We start from the raw sequence: 18,711 nt of genomic DNA, 5'->3' as shown, positions 1-18,711 counted from the left end.
TCCATCATGCCGCCTCGGCGGCCTCCGGCTGCCGACGGGAGTTGATCCGCTTCTCGGACGGCCAGCGCACGTCGTACGCCCAGCCGGCCTTCTCGAACCAGCGGATCAGCCGCGCGCTGGAGTCGATCTGCCCCTTGAGAACCCCGTGCCGGGCGCAGGTCGGGTCGGCGTGGTGGAGGTTGTGCCAGGACTCCCCGCAGGAGAGCACCGCCAGCCACCACACGTTGCCGGAGCGGTCACGCGACTTGAACGGCCGCTTGCCGACCGCGTGGCAGATGGAGTTGATCGACCAGGTGACGTGGTGCAGCAGCGCCACCCGGACCAGCGACCCCCAGAAGAAGGCGGTCAGCGCACCCTGCCAGCTCATCGTCACCAGCCCGCCGACCACCGGCGGGATGAGCAGCGAGACGGCCGTCCACAGCACGAACTGACGGGAGATCCGGCGGATCACCGGATCCTTGATCAGGTCGGGGGCGTACTTGTGCTGCGGCGTCTGCTCCTCGTCGAACATCCAGCCGATGTGCGCCCACCACAGGCCCTTGAGCAGGGCGGGAACGGTCTCGCCGTAGCGCCAGGGGGAGTGGGGGTCGCCCTCGGCGTCGGAGAACTTGTGGTGCTTGCGGTGGTCGGCGACCCACCTCACGAGCGGACCCTCCACGGCCATCGAGCCGGCGATGGCCAGCGCCACCCGCAGCGGCTTCTTCGCCTTGAAGGCGCCGTGCGTGAAGTAGCGGTGGAAACCGATGGTGATGCCGTGGCAGCCCAGGAAGTACATGCCGACCAGGAGCCCGAGGTCCAGCCAGCTCACCCCCCAGCCCCAGGCCAGCGGAATGGCGGCCACCAGGGCGATGAAGGGGACGGTGATGAACAGCAGCAGGGTGATCTGCTCGATGGAACGGCGCTGTTCGCCGCCGAGCGTGGCGGAGGGGGGCGGAGCGTCTCCGTTCGCCGGCTGCGCGTTCGGAGGGGCCTTGGAAGCGGTGTTAAGTACGTCCGGACTAGTGGTCATAGGTGACTCTCGTTTGAAGCTGGGGGACGGGGTCGCATACTTACGGTGCCGTAACCTACGGCATCGTAAGTATGGCAGTCCCCGGCGATCGGACAACAGGGCCGTATCGTGGACGGGATGATCCACGGCGGCGGGGCGCGGCCTATCCTGGTGGTCGTCGGACAGCGCGGTCCGTGACCTGCCAGAAGCATCGCCGCAAGGAGCCGCACCTGTGAGCAGTGCCGACACCTCCCCGAACACCGGTGGTACGAGTCCCATCCCCGGCGGGGGGGTCCCCACACCGGGTCCTCCGAGTACCCCCGGAGGCCCGACGGAATCCGGCAATCCCGAACCCACCCCCGGAACGAGCAGCGCCCTGCGGGCCGACATCCGCCGGCTGGGCGACCTCCTCGGCGAGACCCTGGTCCGCCAGGAGGGCACCGAGCTGCTGGAACTCGTCGAACGCGTACGCGCCCTGACCAGGTCCGACGGCGAAGCCGCCGCGGCCCTGCTCAGGAAGACCGACCTCGCGACGGCGACCAAGCTCGTCCGGGCCTTCTCCACCTACTTCCACCTGGCCAACATCACCGAGCAGGTCCACCGCGGACGCGAACTGCGCGCCCGCCGGGCCGCCGAGGGCGGATACCTGGCCCGCGCGGCGGACATGCTCAAGGAGGCCGACCCCGCCCACCTGCGGGAGACGGTGAAGAACCTGAACGTACGCCCCGTCTTCACCGCGCACCCCACCGAGGCCGCCCGCCGGTCCGTGCTCACCAAGCTCCGCAAGGTCGCCGAGCTGCTGGAGAACACCGACCCCAACGAGCGGCGCCGCACCGACCTGCGGCTCGCCGAGAACATCGACCTCATCTGGCAGACCGACGAGCTGCGCGTGGCCCGTCCCGAGCCCGCCGACGAGGCCCGCAACGCCATCTACTACCTCGACGAGCTGCACCTCGGCGCCGTCGGCGACGTCCTGGAGGACCTCTCGGCCGAACTGGAGCGCGCCGGGGCCCCGCTGCCGCCCGCCACCCGCCCGCTGACCTTCGGGACCTGGATCGGCGGCGACCGCGACGGCAACCCCAACGTCACCCCCGCCGTGACCTGGGAGGTGCTGCTTCTCCAGCACGAGCACGGCATCAACGACGCCCTGGCGCACATCGACGAGCTGCGCGCCTCGCTGTCCAACTCCATCCGCAACAGCGGGGCCACGCAGGAACTGCTGGACTCCCTCCAGCGCGACCTCGAACTCCTCCCCGAGATCAGCCCCCGCTACAAGCGGCTCAACGCCGAGGAGCCCTACCGGCTCAAGGTCACCTGCATCCGGCAGAAGCTCCTCAACACCCGCAAGCGGCTGGCCGAGGACACCCCGCACGTCCCCGGCCGCGACTACCTGGGCACCGGCGAGCTGATCGAGGACCTGGCCCTCGTCCAGACCTCCCTGCGCGAGCACCGCGGCTCCCTGGTCGCCGACGGCCACCTGAACCGGGCGCTGCGCACCCTGGCCGCCTTCGGCCTCCAGCTCGCCACCATGGACGTGCGCGAGCACGCCGACGCCCACCACCACGCCCTCGGGCAGCTCTTCGACCGGCTCGGCGAGGAGTCCTGGCGGTACGCCGACATGCCGCGCGACTACCGGCAGCGTCTGCTGGCCAAGGAACTGCGCTCCCGCCGCCCGCTGGCCCCCACCCCGCCGTCGCTGGACGCCGCCGGCGCGAAGACCTTCGGTGTCTTCGAGACCATCCGCAAGGCGCTGGACACCTTCGGCCCCGAGATCATCGAGTCCTACATCATCTCGATGTGCCAGGGCGCCGACGACGTGTTCGCCGTGGCCGTGCTGGCCCGCGAGGCCGGCCTGATCGACCTGCACGCCGGCTGGGCCCGCATCGGCATCGTGCCGCTGCTGGAGACCACCGACGAGCTGCGCATCGCCGACGAGCTCCTCGACCAGATGCTGTCGGACCCCTCCTACCGGCGGCTGGTCGCCCTGCGCGGCGACGTCCAGGAGGTCATGCTCGGCTACTCCGACTCCTCGAAGTTCGGAGGCATCACCACCTCCCAGTGGGAGATCCACCGCGCCCAGCGGCGGCTGCGCGACGTGGCCCACCGGCACGGCGTGCGGCTGCGGCTCTTCCACGGCCGGGGCGGCACCGTCGGCCGCGGCGGCGGCCCCACCCACGACGCGATCCTCGCCCAGCCCTGGGGCACCCTGGAGGGCGAGATCAAGGTCACCGAGCAGGGCGAGGTCATCTCGGACAAGTACCTCGTCCCCTCCCTCGCCCGGGAGAACCTGGAGCAGACCGTCGCCGCGACCCTCCAGGCGTCCGCCCTCCACACCGCCCCGCGCCAGTCGGACGAGGCGCTGGCCCGCTGGGACGCGGCGATGGACACCGTCTCCGACGCCGCCCACGGCGCCTACCGGAGGCTGGTGGAGGACCCGGACCTGCCCGCCTACTTCTTCGCCTCCACCCCCGTGGACCAGCTCGCCGACCTCCACCTGGGCTCCCGCCCGTCCCGGCGCCCGGACTCCGGCGCCGGCCTGGAGGGGCTGCGGGCGATTCCCTGGGTGTTCGGCTGGACCCAGTCGCGGCAGATCGTGCCCGGCTGGTTCGGCGTCGGCACGGGTCTGAAGGCGGCGCGGGAGGCCGGCCTCGACAGCGTCCTGGGGGAGGCCTACGAGCGCTGGCACTTCTTCCGCAACTTCCTGGCCAACGTCGAGATGACGCTGGCCAAGACGGACCTGCGGATCGCCCGGCACTACGTGGAGACGCTGGTGCCCGAGGAGCTGCGGCACATCTTCGCCACCATCGAGGCCGAGTACGAGCTGACGGTGCGCGAGGTGCTGCGGATCACCGGTGAGAAGGAGCTGCTGGACGCCAACCCGGTGCTGAAGCAGACCTTCGCCATCCGCGACGCCTACCTGGACCCGATCTCCTACCTCCAGGTCACGCTCCTGGCCCGGCAGCGCGAGGCCGCACGCCGCGGCGAGGACCCCGACCCGCTGCTGTCGCGCGCCCTGCTGCTGACGGTCAACGGCGTCGCGGCCGGCCTGCGCAACACCGGCTGACGCCTCGCCCCGTCCGGAGCCCCGGACAGGGCGAGGGGCCCTTCTCCCGGTACCCGGGAGAAGGGCCCCTCGGTGTTGTTCCGTGTTGTGGCGCGGTTCAGTTCCGGGCGGCCTTGCGGCGGCGCACGATCAGGTACGAGCCCGCACCCAGCAGCGCCGCGGCGGCCGCGGCCATTCCGGCGACCGGGGCGGAGGAACCGGTCTCGGCCAGGTTGCCGCCGTCGTCGGACGTGTCGGCCGGCGGGGCCTCCTCGTCCTCGCCGGGCTGGTCCGGCTCGCCGGGCTCACCGGGCTCCTCGGGCTGGTTCGGCTCGCCGGGCTGGTCCGGTTCCCCGGGCTCGCCGGGCTGGTCCGGTTCCCCGGGCTCACCGGGCTCCTCGGGCTGGTTCGGCTCGTCCGGTCCACCGGGCTCACCGGGCTCGCCCGGTGTGCCGGAGTCCCCGCAGTCCGTCCAGAAGACCTTGTGCTTGGCCTTGCCGTTCTCGCCCTCGAAGGTCCACTCCAGCTTGTAGTGGCCGTCGGGCAGGGTCATGTCCGCGGTGCGGCCGTGCCCCTTCTCGTCGAGGGTGATGGTGCCCTTCTCGGCGAGTTCCCTGCCGGTGGGGGGGTGCTGGTAGATCGTCCAGGTGACTTCCTGCCCGGCGTCGAACTTGAAGGCGTCGAGGTAGAACTCGCAGACCTTCGGCTCGTTCCTGGGAAGTTCCTCACCGGTCCCGGAGTCGTGGATCTTGACGGTGCCGTTGTCGCCCTTGACGGGCGGGGTGGCGTACGCGGCGGGGGCCAGCAGCAGACAGGCCGCTGCGGCCGCCGTCACCGCGGACGCCGGGGAGAGGATGCGCATGAGCTACCACCTTCGGTGGCGAAAGATGTTCAGGGGCGTGCGGGGGGTGGGGTGGCGGTAGCCTTCATCGCCTCGCGTGAGGGGTCAAGCGCGATATGCCTCATAAGTTCGATCGCGTCACGCCTGTCCCAGAAAGCGGAATATAACGATCAGGTGAATGCCGCGAGGGCGGCAGGGACGGGAAGAGACCGCGGCTCAGAGCACGGCGAACGCGGCCCCCACCAGCACCGCGCCCAGCAGCCCGGCTGCCAGGGCGGTGCGCCGCATCCGCAGCCCGCCCGCGATCACCGGTGAGGCCAGGATCAGCGCGCCCGCGAACGGGAGCCACGCCCACAGGACTCCGGCGGCACCGGTGCGCAGCGCCTCCCCGGCCCCCGGCCACATCACGACGGGAAGCTCCTCCCCGGCGCCGTGGTGGACCGGCGTCTCCAGCACGGTCCCGGCGGATGCGTCCCCGGCGCCGTCCTCGGACGCGAACACGCCCCGGCACGTCCACCCGTCGCACTCCTCGACCGTCAGCGTGCCGCGCACGCCGCCCCGGTCCGCCGTCACCAGCCGCATGCCGTCCAGGGAGGTCCACGCCCCGCCCATCAGCAGGACGGCCGCCACCGCGCCCATCAGCGCGGTCCGCGCGAGCAGCAGCATGCCGTACGCGCTCTCACCGGCCCGGCGCACCCGGCCGCGCCGGGCCGCCGCGCGGGAGGAGCCGGGGGGCGTGCCGGGGGACGGGCCGGGGGACATGGCCGCGATCCTTGGCCATGGGGGAGCGGACGGTCAACCTCCGTGCATCCCCCGAGCCCGGCCGGCGCCCGGAAGGGACCGGGGAAGAGACCGGGAAGCGGCCCGGGGGAAGCCGGGAGAAGGCCCGGAGGAAGGGCTCCCGGGAGCCCTCTCAGGAGTTGTAGGTGTTCTGCGCCCGCTCCAGACCGTCCAGGACCAGGCACTCGACGGCGTCGGCCGCCCGGTCCACGAAGTAGTCGAGCTCCTTGCGCTCCGCCGAGGAGAAGTCCTTCAGCACGAAGTCGGCCACCGGCATCCGGCCCGGCGGGCGGCCGATGCCGAAGCGGATCCGGTGGTAGTCGGCGCCGAGCGCCTTGGTGATGGACTTCAGGCCGTTGTGGCCGTTGTCCCCGCCGCCCCGCTTCAGCCGCAGGGCGCCGTAGTCGATGTCCAGTTCGTCGTGGACGACGACCAGGTGCTCCAGCGGCACCTTGTAGAAGTCGCGCAGCGCGGTGACCGGTCCGCCGGAGAGGTTCATGTACGACATCGGCTTCGCCAGCACCACCCGGCGGCTCCCGGTTCCCGGTGCTCCCAGCCGCCCCTCCAGGACCTGGGCCCGCGACCGGTGCGTCTTGAACTTCCCCCCGATCCGCCCGGCGAGGAGGTCGGCGACCATGAATCCCACGTTGTGACGGTTGGCGGCGTAGTCCGGGCCGGGGTTGCCCAGGCCCACCACCAGCCAGGGGGCATCGGCGTCGCTCATCGTCGTCCTCTCCTGCGGTGGACCGTCGGTGCGTGGAACGGGAGGCGGTGGGGCCCGCGCGGCGACCGCGGACCCGGAAGGCCGCCGTCCCGCCCCCGCGGGGGCGGGACGGCGGCCTTCGGGAAGGCGAGGACCGCGGGGGTCACTCCGCGGCGGTGCCGCCCTCGGCCTCGCCCGCGGCGGCCTCTTCCTCGGAGGGCGCCTCGACCTGGGCGGTCAGGACGTTGAGGACGACGGTGTCCTCCTCGACGGCCAGCGAGCTGCCCTTGGGCAGGGGGATGTCCTTGGCCAGCACGGAGTCACCGGCGGCCAGGCCCTCGATGGAGACGGTGACCGCCTCCGGGATGTGGGTGGCCTCGGCCTCGACCGGGAGCGTGTTCAGGACGTGCTCCAGCAGGTTCGGGCCCGGGGCCAGGTCGCCCTCGGTGTGGACCGGGATCTCGACGGTGACCTTCTCGCCCCGCTTGACGGTCAGCAGGTCGATGTGGACCAGGAAGCCGCGGATGGCCTCGCGCTGGACGGCCTTGGGGATGACCAGCTCCTGCTTGCCGTCGATGTCGAGCGTGATCAGCACGTTCGGGGTCTTCAGGGCCATCATCAGGTCGTAGCCCGGAAGGGCGACGTGCACCGGCTCGGCGCCGTGGCCGTAGACGACGCCCGGGACCTTGTTCTCGCGGCGGAGCCGGCGGGAGGCCCCCTTGCCGAACTCGTTGCGGACTTCGGCGGAGATCTTCACGTCGGACATGACGCACTCCTCGTCTCTCAAGTCGGATCTGTGGCGGTTGCCAGAGCTACTCGGCCACGACTGACCTGCTGCGAAGAGCGCGTCGATAACGGATGACCGTGCCCCTCGGACACGGCTCCCTCGCCGAGCAACTCCACGATTCTACAGCCCCGGACACACCGGACCGGAACGCGCCGGGGGCGCCGCACCGGGCGCACCCGGCACGACGCCCCCGGCGAAGCGTTACGCCTGCTCCTCGAAGAGGCTGGTCACCGAGCCGTCCTCGAACACCTCGCGCACCGCGCGGGCGATGGTCGGAGCCATCGACAGCACCGTGATCTTGTCGACGTCCACCTCGCTGGGCGTCGGCAGGGTGTTGGTGAAGATGAACTCGCTCACCGCGGAGTTCTTCAGCCGGTCCGCCGCCGGGCCCGACAGCACCCCGTGCGTCGCCGCCACGATGACGTCCTCGGCCCCGTTGGCGAACAGCGCGTCCGCCGCCGCGCAGATCGTGCCTCCGGTGTCGACCATGTCGTCCACCAGCACGCACACCCGGCCGCGGACGTCGCCGACGACCTCGTGGACGGTCACCTGGTTGGCCACGTCCGGGTCGCGGCGCTTGTGCACGATCGCCAGCGGCGCGCCCAGCCGGTCGCACCAGCGGTCGGCGACCCGCACCCGGCCCGCGTCCGGCGAGACCACCGTCAGCTTGCTGCGGTCCACCTTGCCGCCCACGTAGTCCGCCAGCACCGGCAGCGCGAACAGGTGGTCGACGGGGCCGTCGAAGAAGCCCTGGATCTGGTCGGTGTGGAGGTCCACCGTCAGGATCCGGTCGGCGCCCGCGGTGCGCAGCAGATCGGCGATCAGCCGCGCCGAGATCGGCTCACGGCCGCGGTGCTTCTTGTCCTGGCGGGCGTAGCCGTAGAACGGCACGATCACGGTGACGCTCCGGGCCGAGGCCCGCTTGAGGGCATCGACCATGATCAGCTGCTCCATGATCCACTTGTTGATCGGAGCGGTGTGGCTCTGCATCAGGAAGCAGTCCGCGCCGCGGGCCGACTCCTGGAAGCGGACGTAGATCTCACCGTTGGCGAAGTCGAACGCCTTGGTCGGGACCACGCCGACACCGAGCTGCCCCGCGACCTCCTCCGCCAGCTTGGGGTGGGCGCGGCCGGAGAAGAACATCATTTTCTTCTGGCCGGTCGTCTTGATCCCGGTCACAACAACAGTCTCCTTGCCAGCATTGAATCGTCGGGGGTGCACCACGGCGTGCGCTTCTCACGGTACGCCCTGGCCGGAGCACGCTCCTCCGGTCACCCCCCGGCAACCGGGCCGTTCCCCTCGCGCTCCTCGGCCTCCCGGGCCGCCCGCGCGGCGGCGCTCCCGGGACGCTTGCGTGCCACCCAGCCAGGGATGTTGCGCTGCTGGCCGCGTGCGACCGCCAGCGAACCGGGCGGCACGTCCTTGGTGATCACCGAACCGGCGGCGGTGTAGGCGCCGTCCCCGACCGTGACAGGAGCCACAAACATGTTGTCCGAGCCCGTCCGGCAGTGCGAGCCGATCGTGGTGTGGTGCTTGCTCACCCCGTCGTAGTTCACGAACACGCTGGCGGCACCGATGTTGGTGTACTCGCCGATCGTCGCGTCGCCCACGTACGACAGGTGCGGCACCTTCGTGCCCTCGCCCACCTCGGCGTTCTTCATCTCCACGTACGTGCCGGCCTTCGACTTCGGCCCCAGCCGCGTCCCGGGCCGCAGGTACGCGTACGGGCCCACCGACGCCCCCGGACCGATCTCCGCCGAGTCGGTGACCGCGTTGGACACCACCGCGCCCTCGCCGACGGAGGTGTCCCTCAGCCGGCAGTTCGGCCCGACCTCGCAGCCCGCGCCCAGGTGCGTGGACCCCAGCAGCTGCGTCCCCGGGTGCACCACGGCGTCCGGCTCGTACGTCACCGTCGCGTCCAGCCACGTCGTGGCCGGGTCCACGACCGTCACCCCGTCCAGCATGGCCCGCTCCAGCAGCCGCTGGTTCAGCAGCCTGCGGGCCTCGGCGAGCTGCACCCGGTTGTTGATCCCGACGATCTCCCGGTGGTCCTCCGCCAGGCACGCCCCGACCCGGTGCCCGTCCCCGCGCAGGATCCCCAGCACATCGGTCAGGTACTCCTCGCCCTGGCTGTTGTCGGTGCCCAGCCGGCCCAGGGCCTCGGCCAGCAGCCGGCCGTCGAACGCGAACACACCCGAGTTGATCTCGCGGATCGCCCGCTGCTCCCCGGTGGCGTCCTTGTGCTCCACGATGGCCGTCACCGAGCCGTCCGGACCCCGCACGATCCGCCCGTAACCGGTGGCGTCCGGCACCTCGGCCGACAGCACCGTCACCGCGTTGCCCTCCTCCGAGTGGACCGCGGCCAGCCCGGCCAGCGTCCCACCCGTCAGCAGCGGGGTGTCACCGCAGGTGACCACCACCGTTCCCGAGGGCTTCACGCCCTCGGCCGCCAGCGCCTCCAGCGCCGTGCGCACCGCGTGCCCCGTGCCCCGCTGCTCGTGCTGCACCGCCGTGCGCACCTCCGCGTCCAGCGCGGCCAGGTGCTCGGTGACCTGCTCGCGCCCGTGCCCGACCACCACCACCAGGTGCTCGGGCGCCAGCTCGCGGGAGGCCGCCACCACATGGCCCACGAGCGACCGCCCGCAGATGTCGTGGAGGACCTTGGGCCTGGCGGACTTCATGCGGGTGCCCTCACCCGCTGCGAGAACGACGACGGCTGCCGGGCGGATGGCGCTCACGGGTGTGCCCTTCGGCTTCGGGACGGATCGACGGGACACGCACGGGGACGGTCCCCGGACGGGCACCGGGCCCGCCCGGAGACCGCCCCGCACCCCTGGCGGCACCGCCGGTCCACGAACAGGAGAACCGAGGCGGAACCGCGCGGGAAGGAGTGGTGTCCCCCGCAGGATACCCGCGACAGCCTCATTCGGCGGGTGACCCCTGACCGGGCACCCTTCCGGTCTCCGGCCGCGGCGCCGCCTCCGCCTCCCCGGTCCCGCCCCCCAGCACCGCCGGGCCTCCCTCCGGGCCCCGCCCGGTGAGCGTCGCCAGACTGGCGCGGACGTGCGCCATGTGCCGGCGGATCGCCTCCTGCCGCTGCTCGTGCGCACGCAGCACCCGGTCCGTCTCGTGCTCGATGCGCTCCTGGCGCAGCCGCGCCTGAGCCAGGAGCTCGGCCGCCCGCGCATCGGCCTCCTCCTGGAACCGCCGCGCGTCCTCCTCGGCCTTGACGTGCGCCTGCCGGGCCCGCTCCAGCAGCGCCTCGCCCCGCTCCGCCAGCGCCTCCACCCGCGTCGACACCGCCGCCTCCCGGGCCGCCAGCGAACGGCCCAGCTCCTCGGTCTCCTCCGACTGCTTCCTCTCCTGGGCCAGCAGCAGCGCCTCGCACCGCCCGGCCGCCTCCCGCAGCTCGCGCTCCGCCGCCTCCCGCACCTTCCGCGCCTCGGCCTGCGCCGACCCGCGCACCTCCTCCGCGCGCTTCCGCGCCCCGGCGAGGACCTCCTCCGCGACCGCCTCGCCGCCGGCCCGTACCCGCACCGCCTCGTGGTGCGCCGCCTCCCGCAGCGCACGGCCCTCCTCCTCGGCCCGGACCCGCACCCGCCGCGCGTCCTCCTCGGCGCGGGCCCGCAGCTCCGCCGCCTCGGCCTCCGCCTCCGACAGGATCAGCGAGGCCCGCTCACCCAGTCCCTCGTACGTCTGCGGAGGCAGCGTGGCCGCCAGGGACCGCAGCCGCTCCGCCTCCTCCTGCAGCTTCTCGGCGAGCAGGCCCAGCCGGGCCAGGCGCTCCCGCGCGTCGTCGAGATCCTCGTGCAGTCTGCCGGTGTAGCGATCGACCTGGTCGGGCCGGTAACCGCGGCCCCGTACGACAGTGAAGCCATGAGGTGACCTGGACGCTGACATGGCGAACCCCTACCTCCACGCAATCCGGCTGATATCCCACCCAGCATGCGCCATGAGGTACGGCAACCCGTAATCGACACAAACCACGCGAATACGGACAGAAGCATGCCGACCTCCGTGCGCCCCCGACCGGAAACCTCCCCGCTCGGGCGCTCCCTCATCCGGCGGAAACAGGACACCCGAACGACTGAGGACGGCCGGGAACCCCACGAGCGGCCGGAGGCGGCCGGAAGCAGCCCGGGGTGACCGGAAAGCGGCCGGAAGCAGCCGAGGGAGACGGAACGCGGCGCCGCGACCGCGCACCGGGCCTGAAAACCCGGAGGACCCGGAGAACCCGGAGAACACAGCCGCGTCCGGCGCCCGACACACGGGCACCGGACGCGGCAGAAGGGAGGGGAGGACGGGGCCGGCTACAGGAGCCCGTCCCACATCTGCTCGAGCAGCACCGCCCACCAGTTCTCCGGGCCGGCCAGAGCCGCCGGATCCAGACAGGCCAGCATCCCCTGGAAGTCCACCGTCCAGCGCCCCGCCTGCTCCGGGGTCAGCCCGTACCGCAGCCGCCACATCCGGCCCAGCAGCGCCAGACAGCGCACGAACTCCGGAAGACCGCTGTTCACGAACTGCGGCACCGCCGGACGCCCGCTCGGATCGCCCTCCAGCGGCACCGCCACGATGTGCGCCGTGCCGTACTGCACGCACAGCTGACGGCCGTAGTCGTTCCCCATCACCAGGTACGACGCGGCGTCCGGACCCGGCCGCACCCCGCGCTCCTGCGCCAGCTCCGCCAGCGTCGGCACCGGGCGCCCCGGCTGGGCCTGCGCCCAGAAGAACGGGCCGAACTCCACCGGCAGCCCCGCCCACATCAGCGTCTGCGCCACCACATCCGGCACACCCTGCCGGGAGACCGCGAACTGGTCGAAACGGAAGACCGCCTGCGGACCGAACGCCTCCGCCAGCTCGTGCGCCAGCCCCTGCGGCGGCACCGGAGGCGCCGGCTGGATCTGGTGCGGCGGCGGCAACGGCACCCGTACCGGAGCAGGACGCGCCGGACCGTCCGCCACCTGGTGCAACTCGCCCTGGTGCTCGATCAGATGACGCACGCCCTGCTGACGTGACGTCACATCGCGGCCGTACGGCGCGGTGTGGCTGATCCGCACCTGCGGCCAGCTCTCCCGGACCATCCGGGCGCAGTAACCCCCGGGCACGTCACAGCACTCCAGCTCCGTGTGGAGCTCCAGCACCTGCTGCGGCGGGACGTTCATCGCCCGCAGCTCGTGCAGGATCTGCCACTCCGGATGCGGCAGGCCCGGCGCCGAACGCCGGATCACCTGCTGCTCGGAGCCGTCCGGCGCCCGGTAGCGCAGCACCGCCATGTACCCGGGGCCCACCGTCGGCAGCCCGCCGGACGGCTGCGGATAGCCGTACGAGGCAGCCCCCGGCGCACCGGGAGCACCCGCCGGAACGCCGGGAGGAGGACCGGGCGGCTGCGGCGGGCCGGGCGGAGGCGGCGTGCCCGGACCCGCCGCCGACGGATCGGCCAGCATGGTCGCCGCGTGGTGGACGCCCCCCGGGGGCGTTCCCGGCGGACCGGGCGGCTGAGGCGCACCGGGAGCACCGGGCGGCTGCGGCGGGCCGGGCGGGGGCGGCGTGCCCGGACCCGCCGCCGACGGATCGGCCAGCATGGTCGCCGCGTGGTGGACGCCCCCCGGGGGCGTCCCCGGCGCACCGGGGGCACCCGGCGGCTTCGGCACCCCGGCCCCCTGAGAGGCCACGTCGTCCGCCGACACCATCTGCGTCGGCGCGTACGCACCCGACGCACCACCCGACGAAGCGGACCCCGAACCCCCCGGCGCCCCAGGAGCACCGGGCGGCGGCGGCACGGACGGGCCACCCCCGCGCGGCGACCGCGCGGCACGGCCGGTCGCGGCATCGGCCGCACCGGGAGCCCCCGGCGGACCGGGCGGCTGAGGCGCACCGGGAGCACCGGGCGGCTGCGGCGGGCCGGGCGGGGGCGGCGTGCCCGGACCCGCCGCCGACGGATCGGCCAGCATGGTCGCCGCGTGGTGGACGCCCCCCGGGGGCGTCCCCGGCGTTCCCGGAGCACCCGGCGACTGCGGACCACCCGCCGGAACCCCCGGCGCCTCCGGACCCGGCGGCGGACCCTCCGGATCACCGATCGCCGGAGCCAGCCTCGTCTTCGGCAGGGCGCTGCCCTCCGGCATCAGCTCCGTCCTCGCCTCCGGACTCACCCGCGGCGGCGGAGGCGTCTGGTCGTCCTCGTCGTCGCTGCCGCTGATCGGCGGCGCGAACACCGTCACCGGCGGCGGCACCGACACACCGTCCCCGCTGCCACTGGTGTCCGCGGCGTCCCACGGCGACCCGCCCGACGGAGCAGCCGGCGGAGAAGAAGGGGACGGCGCGGAAGGCGTGGAAGGGGAAGGCGTGGAAGGGGAAGAGGACGGAGACGGCGGAGGCGTCGCCGGACCGGAGGACGGCGGAGGCGTCCCCGGCTCCGGGGACGAGGACGGCACCGGACCGCCCACCGAATCCCCCGAACCGCCGTCCCCCGAACCGCCCCCGGAAGCCCGGCGGTCGGGAATCCCCAGCTGATCCGCCGCCTCCTGCAGCCACTCCGGCGGCGTCAGCAGGAACGACGTGGCCTCCAGATCCACCCGCTTCGGCGGAGCCGCCGGCGCCGGCTCCGCGACCGGCGCACCGTACTCCTCCTGGTACCGCCGGATCACCTCACCCACCGGCAGCCCCGGCCACAGCGTCGAGTCACCGCTGTCCCGCGCGATCACCAGCCGCTGCCGGCCACCACCCGCCGGCGAACCCTCCGCACCGGAGGGATCCTCGGCCCACGCCACGAAACCCAGATCGAACTCCCGCACCCGCACCTCACGGTGCAGGTACGCCGGAACACCGCCGTTGACCCAGCGCTCCGCCCGCTCCTGCGCCTGCGCGAACGTCACCATCGAGCCTCACCCCTCCACCGGGACGGCACGCGCGAACCCGCCGTCCACCATCAGGTTGGCCACCGTCTCCAGCTCCGGCGGACTGCCCGCCAACCGCAGCAGGAACTCGTCGAAATCCGCGCCGCACGGCAGCAGCAGCCCGTCCACCCGCTCCTGCACCGTTAGCCCGTCCCGGTCCCGCGCGTCGTCGTACGCGCAGAACCACACCGAGCCCACGCCCTCACCGCGCACCTTCACCGCGACGATCCCGCCCTGCACGAACCCCACACCCAGGTAGTCCTTCGTCAGGTGGTCCCGCAGACACTTGTTCACGTACACCAGATCGTTGACCGCCGCCTCCTCACGCACCGTGAAGAACGGCTGGTCCACCAGCAGCCCCAACTCGGCGTCCAGCGCCGCACCCACCGGCGCGCACCCGCCCGCCGCCTTCAGGAACGACCGGTACGCCTCCGGCAGGCGGTACCCCAGCGTCTCCTCCACGTCCAGCACCTGCTCCTCGGACACCGCCACCCCGTGCGGCACCTCGAAGTGCACCGGACGCGTCTCCTGCAACGGCCGCGTCCCCCGCTTGCCGTGGTCCACCGCCGCCGTCGCCAGCCCGCCGTGGTGCCGCAGCAACGCCTTCACCTCGGCCGGCACCAACTCCAGCCGCCGACTGTGCGCCACGTGATGCCACGTCCAGCCGTGCGGCGTCGCCACCGGCGACAGATCCGCCCACAACTCGTGACCCGCCGCGTGCAGCGCCGCGTTCGCCGACACGTAGTCCGTCAGCCGCAACTCGTCCGCACCGAAACCCTCCGGCGGCTCCGCGATCTCCGCAGCGGCCCGCGCGTACGGGGAGAAATCCGGAAAACCCCCCTCGTCCACGCGCACACCCGCCGGATAGCGGGCGGCCCGTACCGGATCCGGAAAGTGCACGACCTGTCCGGCATAGGCCGTGTTCGGCGGCGCGGACTCTCCCCCCAACCGGGAACCGGGAGAGACCCCCGACCCAGGCCTAGCTGTCGTCATGGCGGTGCCCCTCTGCTGACAATGGCTACACGGGCGCTGATGGGCGCTGACCGACACAGCCTAAGCGCAACCCCCGCCACCGGTCCCGCCCCGCCCCGGCCGCCCCGCCCCGCACCGGGACACGCGACGGAACCGACCCGGCTTTCCCAACGTCCCGCCCGTTTGGCACCCTGAACCGACGCAACCGGGGGGATGCGCGGGAGGAAACGACCATGTACGCCACACGACAGCACACACCGGACCGGCCCGGCGACCCCGGAACCGGCGACCCCCGCATCGGCTGGGGCGCACCCGACGACACCGCGCCCACCCTGCGCCACCGCCGCGACGGCATCATGCCCACCGTCGCCGCCGCACTCTCCGTCCGCGGCCAGACCCTCACCTGCACCGCCAGCAAAGCCGACGAACCCCCCGTCCTCCACCCCCTCGTCCAGGACTACCTCGACACCCTCACCACCGACCGGCGCGAACGCCACACCGGACGCTGCCCCGAAGCCGTCCTCCTCTCCCGCTACCTCACCACCACCGAGACATCCCGCACCAAACGCGCCGCCCGCAAACCCCTCACCACCTCCGAAGCGCGCCGCGCCCTCAAAGGAGCCAAAATCACCGCCCGACGCATCCGCGAGGACGGCGACCCCCGGCACGGCAGCTACGCACCGCCCTGCCGCTCCTGCACCGCCCTCCTCGCACACTTCGGCGTCCGCACAGTCGACCCCACAGGAGAACGGTGACCATCCCCCACCCCGCCCGAACCGGCACCACCCGCTTCCCCGTGCCCGTCGACGCCGCCCTCCGCGCCGCCGGCTGGCAGCCCGGACGCCGCGACATCCGGCAGGCCGAGATCTGGGCCGACACCCTCCGCGACCACCGCTCACCGGCCGGACACCGCCACGCGATCTTCCCCGCCGCCGTCGAGGCCTGGGCCGAATTCGGCAACCTCCACATCACCAGCACCGAACCCGGCCGCCACGTCGCCCCCACCGGAGTCCACATCGACCCCCTCCGGGGACTCCACTGGCCCCGCACCCTCACCGACCTCGGCCGGGCCCTCGACACCCCCGTCGCCCCCCTCGGCGAAGAGGACAACGGCAACGCCCTCCTCGCCATCGACGCCCACGGCCGCGTCTACAGCATCGACCACACCGGCGACTGGTACCTCGGCCCCACCGTCGACGCCGCCCTCACCGTCCTCGTCACCGGCCGCAGCCCCAGACGCCTCAGCCGCGAACCGGACTGAACCGGACCGGAACCGGGACGACCCGGCCGCGGCCCGGACCGCGCCCCGGCAACCCCGCCCTCAGCGCCCCCGGCCCCGGTCGGGAATCACCGCCGACACCCGGAACCCCCCGCCGTCCGTCGGCCCCGACACGAACCCCCCGCCCAGCGCCGTCACCCGCTCACGCATCCCCACCAGACCGTTGCCGCCACTCGGCAACCCCGCATCCCGCACACCCTCCGCAGGCGCCTCGTTCTCCACCAGCACCGCCACCTCCCCCTCACGGTGAGCCAACCGCACCCGCGTCCGAGCACCCCCCGCGTGCTTGTGGACGTTCGTCAACGCCTCCTGCACCACCCGGTACGCCGTCTGCTCCACCCGGCCCGCGTACGAACGGACCTCGCCCTCCACCGAGAACTCCACCGCCATCCCCGCCGCGCGCGACTGCCCCACCAGAGCCTCCAGCTCCCTCAGACACGGACCCGGCTCCTCCCGCTCCGCCGAGCCCCCCCGCGAACCGTCTCCCACCGCCCGCGCGCCCCCCCGGCCCGCACTCGCGGCAGCCGCCTCCGCGGCCTCCGCCACCTTCGCCAACGGCCGCTCCACACCGCCCCCGCCAGCGGCGGCCACAGCCCCCGGCTTCGACTCGTGCGCCCGCAGCACCCCCAGCATCGTCCGCAGCTCCGTCAGCGCCTGCCGCCCCATGTCCCCGATCAGCGCCGCGTTCCTCGACGCCTTCTCCGGATCCTTCAGCGCCACCGCCTGCAACGCCGCCGCGTGCACCACCATCAGACTCACCCGGTGCGCCACCACGTCGTGCATCTCCCGCGCGATCCGCGTCCGCTCCTCGTTGCGCGCCCACTCCGCGCGCTCCTCCGCGCGCTCCGCCAGCAGCGACAGCTCCCGCTCCAGACCGTCCGCACGCTCCCGAAGACTCTCCACGAGCCGCCGCCTGGCCCCCACGTACAGACCCAGCAGCACCGGCGGCGCCGTCACCCCCAGGACCAGCAGCAGCGACACCACGGGCACGAACCACCGCAGCGACCCGGGCCCGTAGTCCTCCGGCGCCAGGTCCTGCCGCACCGACACGAGGGTGACGATCAGCGTCCCCAGCGCCTGCATGCCCGCCAGCAGGGCGATGATCCGCCGCGGCAGCTCGGACGCCGCCAGCGTGTACAGGGACACCGTCCCCAGCACGAACCCCATCTCCGCCGGCGTCACCGCGATCGCGACCAGCACCACCGCGATCGGCCACCGGCGCCGCAGCACCAGCGTCAGCCCGGCCAGGAACCCCAGGCCGACCGACAGCCCCACCGGAACACCGGCCTCACGCGCGAACGGAACCCCCTGTACGGCGCACTCGACACCGGACACCAACGCGAGCACCGCGTCCAGCACGGCGCTCCGGCGCCGTCCCCACCACAGCGGTCCCCGAGGCGCGCGGCCCTGGTCCCGGACACCGACGCTTTCCCCCGTCTCGGTCATACCGCCCAGCCTACGACCGCTCGCCACCGGTTTTCGGGGCGGCATCCCCACCCAAAACCAGTGCGTCCAAAGGGATAACAGCGGCATTTCACTCGAACTGTTGAATCGGTCGGATGCTCGGCCGACGCATGCGTGAACGGGGTCAGGCTGGCGCCATGGTCCGAGCCAAGACGGAACTGAGGGAACGCGCCCGCGAGCTCCGCCGCGCGGGCAGGACGTACGACGAGATCGCGGCCGAGCTGGAGGTGTCCAAGAGCTCGGTGTCGCTGTGGGTGCGGGATCTGCCGAAGCCGCCGACCCCGCCCGAACGGCTGCACCGCATGAGGGAGGCGCGCTGGGCGCCCCACAGACGCGCCATGGAGGTCGAACGCCGACGGGCGAAGCTGGCGGCGGCCGGTGAGATCGGCCGCCTGACCGACCGGGAACTGTTCCTGGTGGGTGTGGGCCTCTACTGGGCGGAGGGGTCGAAGAGCAAGCCGCACCGGCTGCAGGAGACCGTCGTCTTCGTCAACAGCGACCCGGACATGATCCGGCTCTACCTGGCGTGGCTGGCTCTGCTCGGCGTGGAACCCGAGCGGCTGCGGTTCCGCGTCATGATCCATGAGTCGGCGGATGTGGCGGCGGCCGAACACTACTGGGCGAAGCTCGCCGGTGTGGACGTCGCTCTACTGGACAAGACCACGCTCAAGAAACACAACCCCGTGACCGTGCGAAGGAACACGGGTGATGCCTATCGGGGTTGTCTGGTGGTCAGAGTTCTGCGTGGTGCGGAGCTGTACCGTCGCATTGAAGGCTGGTGGTACGGCATAGTGGTGGGGGCCGGTCGACAGCCTGAGCGGATGTCCGATTTGGTCTGAGTTGCCATCCCCTGTGGTGTAATCGGCAACACTATCCACTTTGGATGGATCATTCCAGGTTCGAGTCCTGGCAGGGGAGCTTGAAGTTCGAATGTAGGGGCCCCGGAACCGGGGCCCTTCGC

General features: G+C 72.7%; 15 protein-coding genes and 1 tRNA gene. 5 read left to right on the top strand and 11 right to left on the bottom strand.

What is annotated here, in order from left to right; all coding sequences use genetic code 11:
- Positions 1-4: 4 nt before the first annotated feature.
- A complete protein-coding gene (locus tag ABD358_RS02400) occupies positions 5-1,009 on the bottom strand; it encodes an acyl-CoA desaturase (protein ID WP_344629110.1) in 1,005 nt (334 codons plus the stop codon).
- Positions 1,010-1,364: 355 nt separating this feature from the next.
- On the opposite strand from ABD358_RS02400, the gene ppc reads away from it, so the two are divergent.
- Entirely contained in the window at positions 1,365-4,052 is a 2,688-nt protein-coding gene (gene ppc / locus ABD358_RS02395) for a phosphoenolpyruvate carboxylase (protein WP_344629433.1), read from the top strand.
- Between the two features lie 97 nt (positions 4,053-4,149).
- Here the strand turns inward: ppc and ABD358_RS02390 are convergent, their stop codons facing one another.
- The 9 genes from ABD358_RS02390 to ABD358_RS02350 all read right to left on the bottom strand — a co-directional run bounded on the left by ABD358_RS02390 (position 4,150) and on the right by ABD358_RS02350 (position 15,028).
- On the bottom strand, positions 4,150-4,893 hold the full coding sequence (locus ABD358_RS02390) for an LPXTG cell wall anchor domain-containing protein (protein WP_344629109.1): 744 nt from the start codon (positions 4,891-4,893) through the stop codon (positions 4,150-4,152).
- A 195-nt stretch (positions 4,894-5,088) separates the two neighbouring features.
- Positions 5,089-5,634: a hypothetical protein gene (locus tag ABD358_RS02385; protein ID WP_344629108.1), complete on the bottom strand. Its 546-nt coding sequence runs from the start codon at positions 5,632-5,634 to the stop codon at positions 5,089-5,091.
- 151 nt (positions 5,635-5,785) lie between these two features.
- Positions 5,786-6,376: an aminoacyl-tRNA hydrolase gene (gene pth / locus ABD358_RS02380; protein WP_344629107.1), complete on the bottom strand. Its 591-nt coding sequence runs from the start codon at positions 6,374-6,376 to the stop codon at positions 5,786-5,788.
- Between the two features lie 142 nt (positions 6,377-6,518).
- Positions 6,519-7,121 (bottom strand): 50S ribosomal protein L25/general stress protein Ctc, encoded by a 603-nt coding sequence (locus ABD358_RS02375; RefSeq protein WP_344629106.1) that lies wholly within the window; start codon positions 7,119-7,121, stop codon positions 6,519-6,521.
- A 222-nt stretch (positions 7,122-7,343) separates the two neighbouring features.
- A complete protein-coding gene (locus ABD358_RS02370; RefSeq protein ID WP_344629105.1) occupies positions 7,344-8,321 on the bottom strand; it encodes a ribose-phosphate diphosphokinase in 978 nt (325 codons plus the stop codon).
- Between the two features lie 92 nt (positions 8,322-8,413).
- A complete protein-coding gene (gene glmU, locus ABD358_RS02365) occupies positions 8,414-9,880 on the bottom strand; it encodes a bifunctional UDP-N-acetylglucosamine diphosphorylase/glucosamine-1-phosphate N-acetyltransferase GlmU (RefSeq protein WP_344629104.1) in 1,467 nt (488 codons plus the stop codon).
- 184 nt (positions 9,881-10,064) lie between these two features.
- A complete protein-coding gene (locus tag ABD358_RS02360; protein WP_344629103.1) occupies positions 10,065-11,042 on the bottom strand; it encodes a coiled-coil domain-containing protein in 978 nt (325 codons plus the stop codon).
- Positions 11,043-11,452: 410 nt separating this feature from the next.
- Positions 11,453-14,017 (bottom strand): SUKH-4 family immunity protein, encoded by a 2,565-nt coding sequence (locus ABD358_RS02355; RefSeq protein ID WP_344629102.1) that lies wholly within the window; start codon positions 14,015-14,017, stop codon positions 11,453-11,455.
- Between the two features lie 6 nt (positions 14,018-14,023).
- Positions 14,024-15,028, bottom strand: coding sequence for an SMI1/KNR4 family protein (locus ABD358_RS02350; protein ID WP_344629101.1), 1,005 nt, complete (start codon positions 15,026-15,028; stop codon positions 14,024-14,026).
- Positions 15,029-15,240: 212 nt separating this feature from the next.
- Here ABD358_RS02350 and ABD358_RS02345 point away from each other — a divergent pair, with 212 nt between their 5' ends.
- Both ABD358_RS02345 and ABD358_RS02340 read left to right on the top strand, forming a co-directional pair.
- Positions 15,241-15,762 carry a YwqJ-related putative deaminase gene (locus ABD358_RS02345; protein ID WP_344629100.1) on the top strand — a complete coding sequence of 174 codons (522 nt, stop codon included), beginning with the start codon at positions 15,241-15,243 and terminating at the stop codon, positions 15,760-15,762.
- On the top strand, positions 15,759-16,268 hold the full coding sequence (locus ABD358_RS02340; protein ID WP_344629099.1) for an SUKH-3 domain-containing protein: 510 nt from the start codon (positions 15,759-15,761) through the stop codon (positions 16,266-16,268). The genes ABD358_RS02345 and ABD358_RS02340 overlap by 4 nt, the downstream gene beginning before the upstream one ends.
- A 60-nt stretch (positions 16,269-16,328) precedes the next feature.
- Here ABD358_RS02340 and ABD358_RS02335 read toward each other — a convergent pair whose 3' ends face one another.
- Positions 16,329-17,732: a sensor histidine kinase gene (locus tag ABD358_RS02335; RefSeq protein WP_344629098.1), complete on the bottom strand. Its 1,404-nt coding sequence runs from the start codon at positions 17,730-17,732 to the stop codon at positions 16,329-16,331.
- A gap of 155 nt (positions 17,733-17,887) precedes the next feature.
- Here ABD358_RS02335 and ABD358_RS02330 point away from each other — a divergent pair, with 155 nt between their 5' ends.
- Entirely contained in the window at positions 17,888-18,589 is a 702-nt protein-coding gene (locus tag ABD358_RS02330; protein ID WP_344629097.1) for a hypothetical protein, read from the top strand.
- Between the two features lie 7 nt (positions 18,590-18,596).
- Positions 18,597-18,668 (top strand) — tRNA-Gln (locus ABD358_RS02325).
- Positions 18,669-18,711: the final 43 nt, after the last annotated feature.

The organism is Streptomyces glaucosporus (assembly GCF_039533345.1).
Taxonomy (GTDB): domain Bacteria; phylum Actinomycetota; class Actinomycetes; order Streptomycetales; family Streptomycetaceae; genus Streptomyces; species Streptomyces glaucosporus.
This window is presented reverse-complemented; position numbering and strand designations above follow the sequence as displayed.

Coding starts and splice junctions, on each gene's coding strand:
- ABD358_RS02400 (WP_344629110.1), bottom strand. CDS start 1,009: ATGACCACTAGTCCGGACGTACTTAACACCGCTTCCAAGGCCCCTCCG.
- ABD358_RS02390 (WP_344629109.1), bottom strand. CDS start 4,893: ATGCGCATCCTCTCCCCGGCGTCCGCGGTGACGGCGGCCGCAGCGGCC.
- ABD358_RS02385 (WP_344629108.1), bottom strand. CDS start 5,634: ATGTCCCCCGGCCCGTCCCCCGGCACGCCCCCCGGCTCCTCCCGCGCG.
- pth (WP_344629107.1), bottom strand. CDS start 6,376: ATGAGCGACGCCGATGCCCCCTGGCTGGTGGTGGGCCTGGGCAACCCC.
- ABD358_RS02375 (WP_344629106.1), bottom strand. CDS start 7,121: ATGTCCGACGTGAAGATCTCCGCCGAAGTCCGCAACGAGTTCGGCAAG.
- ABD358_RS02360 (WP_344629103.1), bottom strand. CDS start 11,042: ATGTCAGCGTCCAGGTCACCTCATGGCTTCACTGTCGTACGGGGCCGC.
- ABD358_RS02355 (WP_344629102.1), bottom strand. CDS start 14,017: ATGGTGACGTTCGCGCAGGCGCAGGAGCGGGCGGAGCGCTGGGTCAAC.
- ABD358_RS02350 (WP_344629101.1), bottom strand. CDS start 15,028: ATGACGACAGCTAGGCCTGGGTCGGGGGTCTCTCCCGGTTCCCGGTTG.
- ABD358_RS02345 (WP_344629100.1), top strand. CDS start 15,241: ATGTACGCCACACGACAGCACACACCGGACCGGCCCGGCGACCCCGGA.
- ABD358_RS02335 (WP_344629098.1), bottom strand. CDS start 17,732: ATGACCGAGACGGGGGAAAGCGTCGGTGTCCGGGACCAGGGCCGCGCG.
- ABD358_RS02330 (WP_344629097.1), top strand. CDS start 17,888: ATGGTCCGAGCCAAGACGGAACTGAGGGAACGCGCCCGCGAGCTCCGC.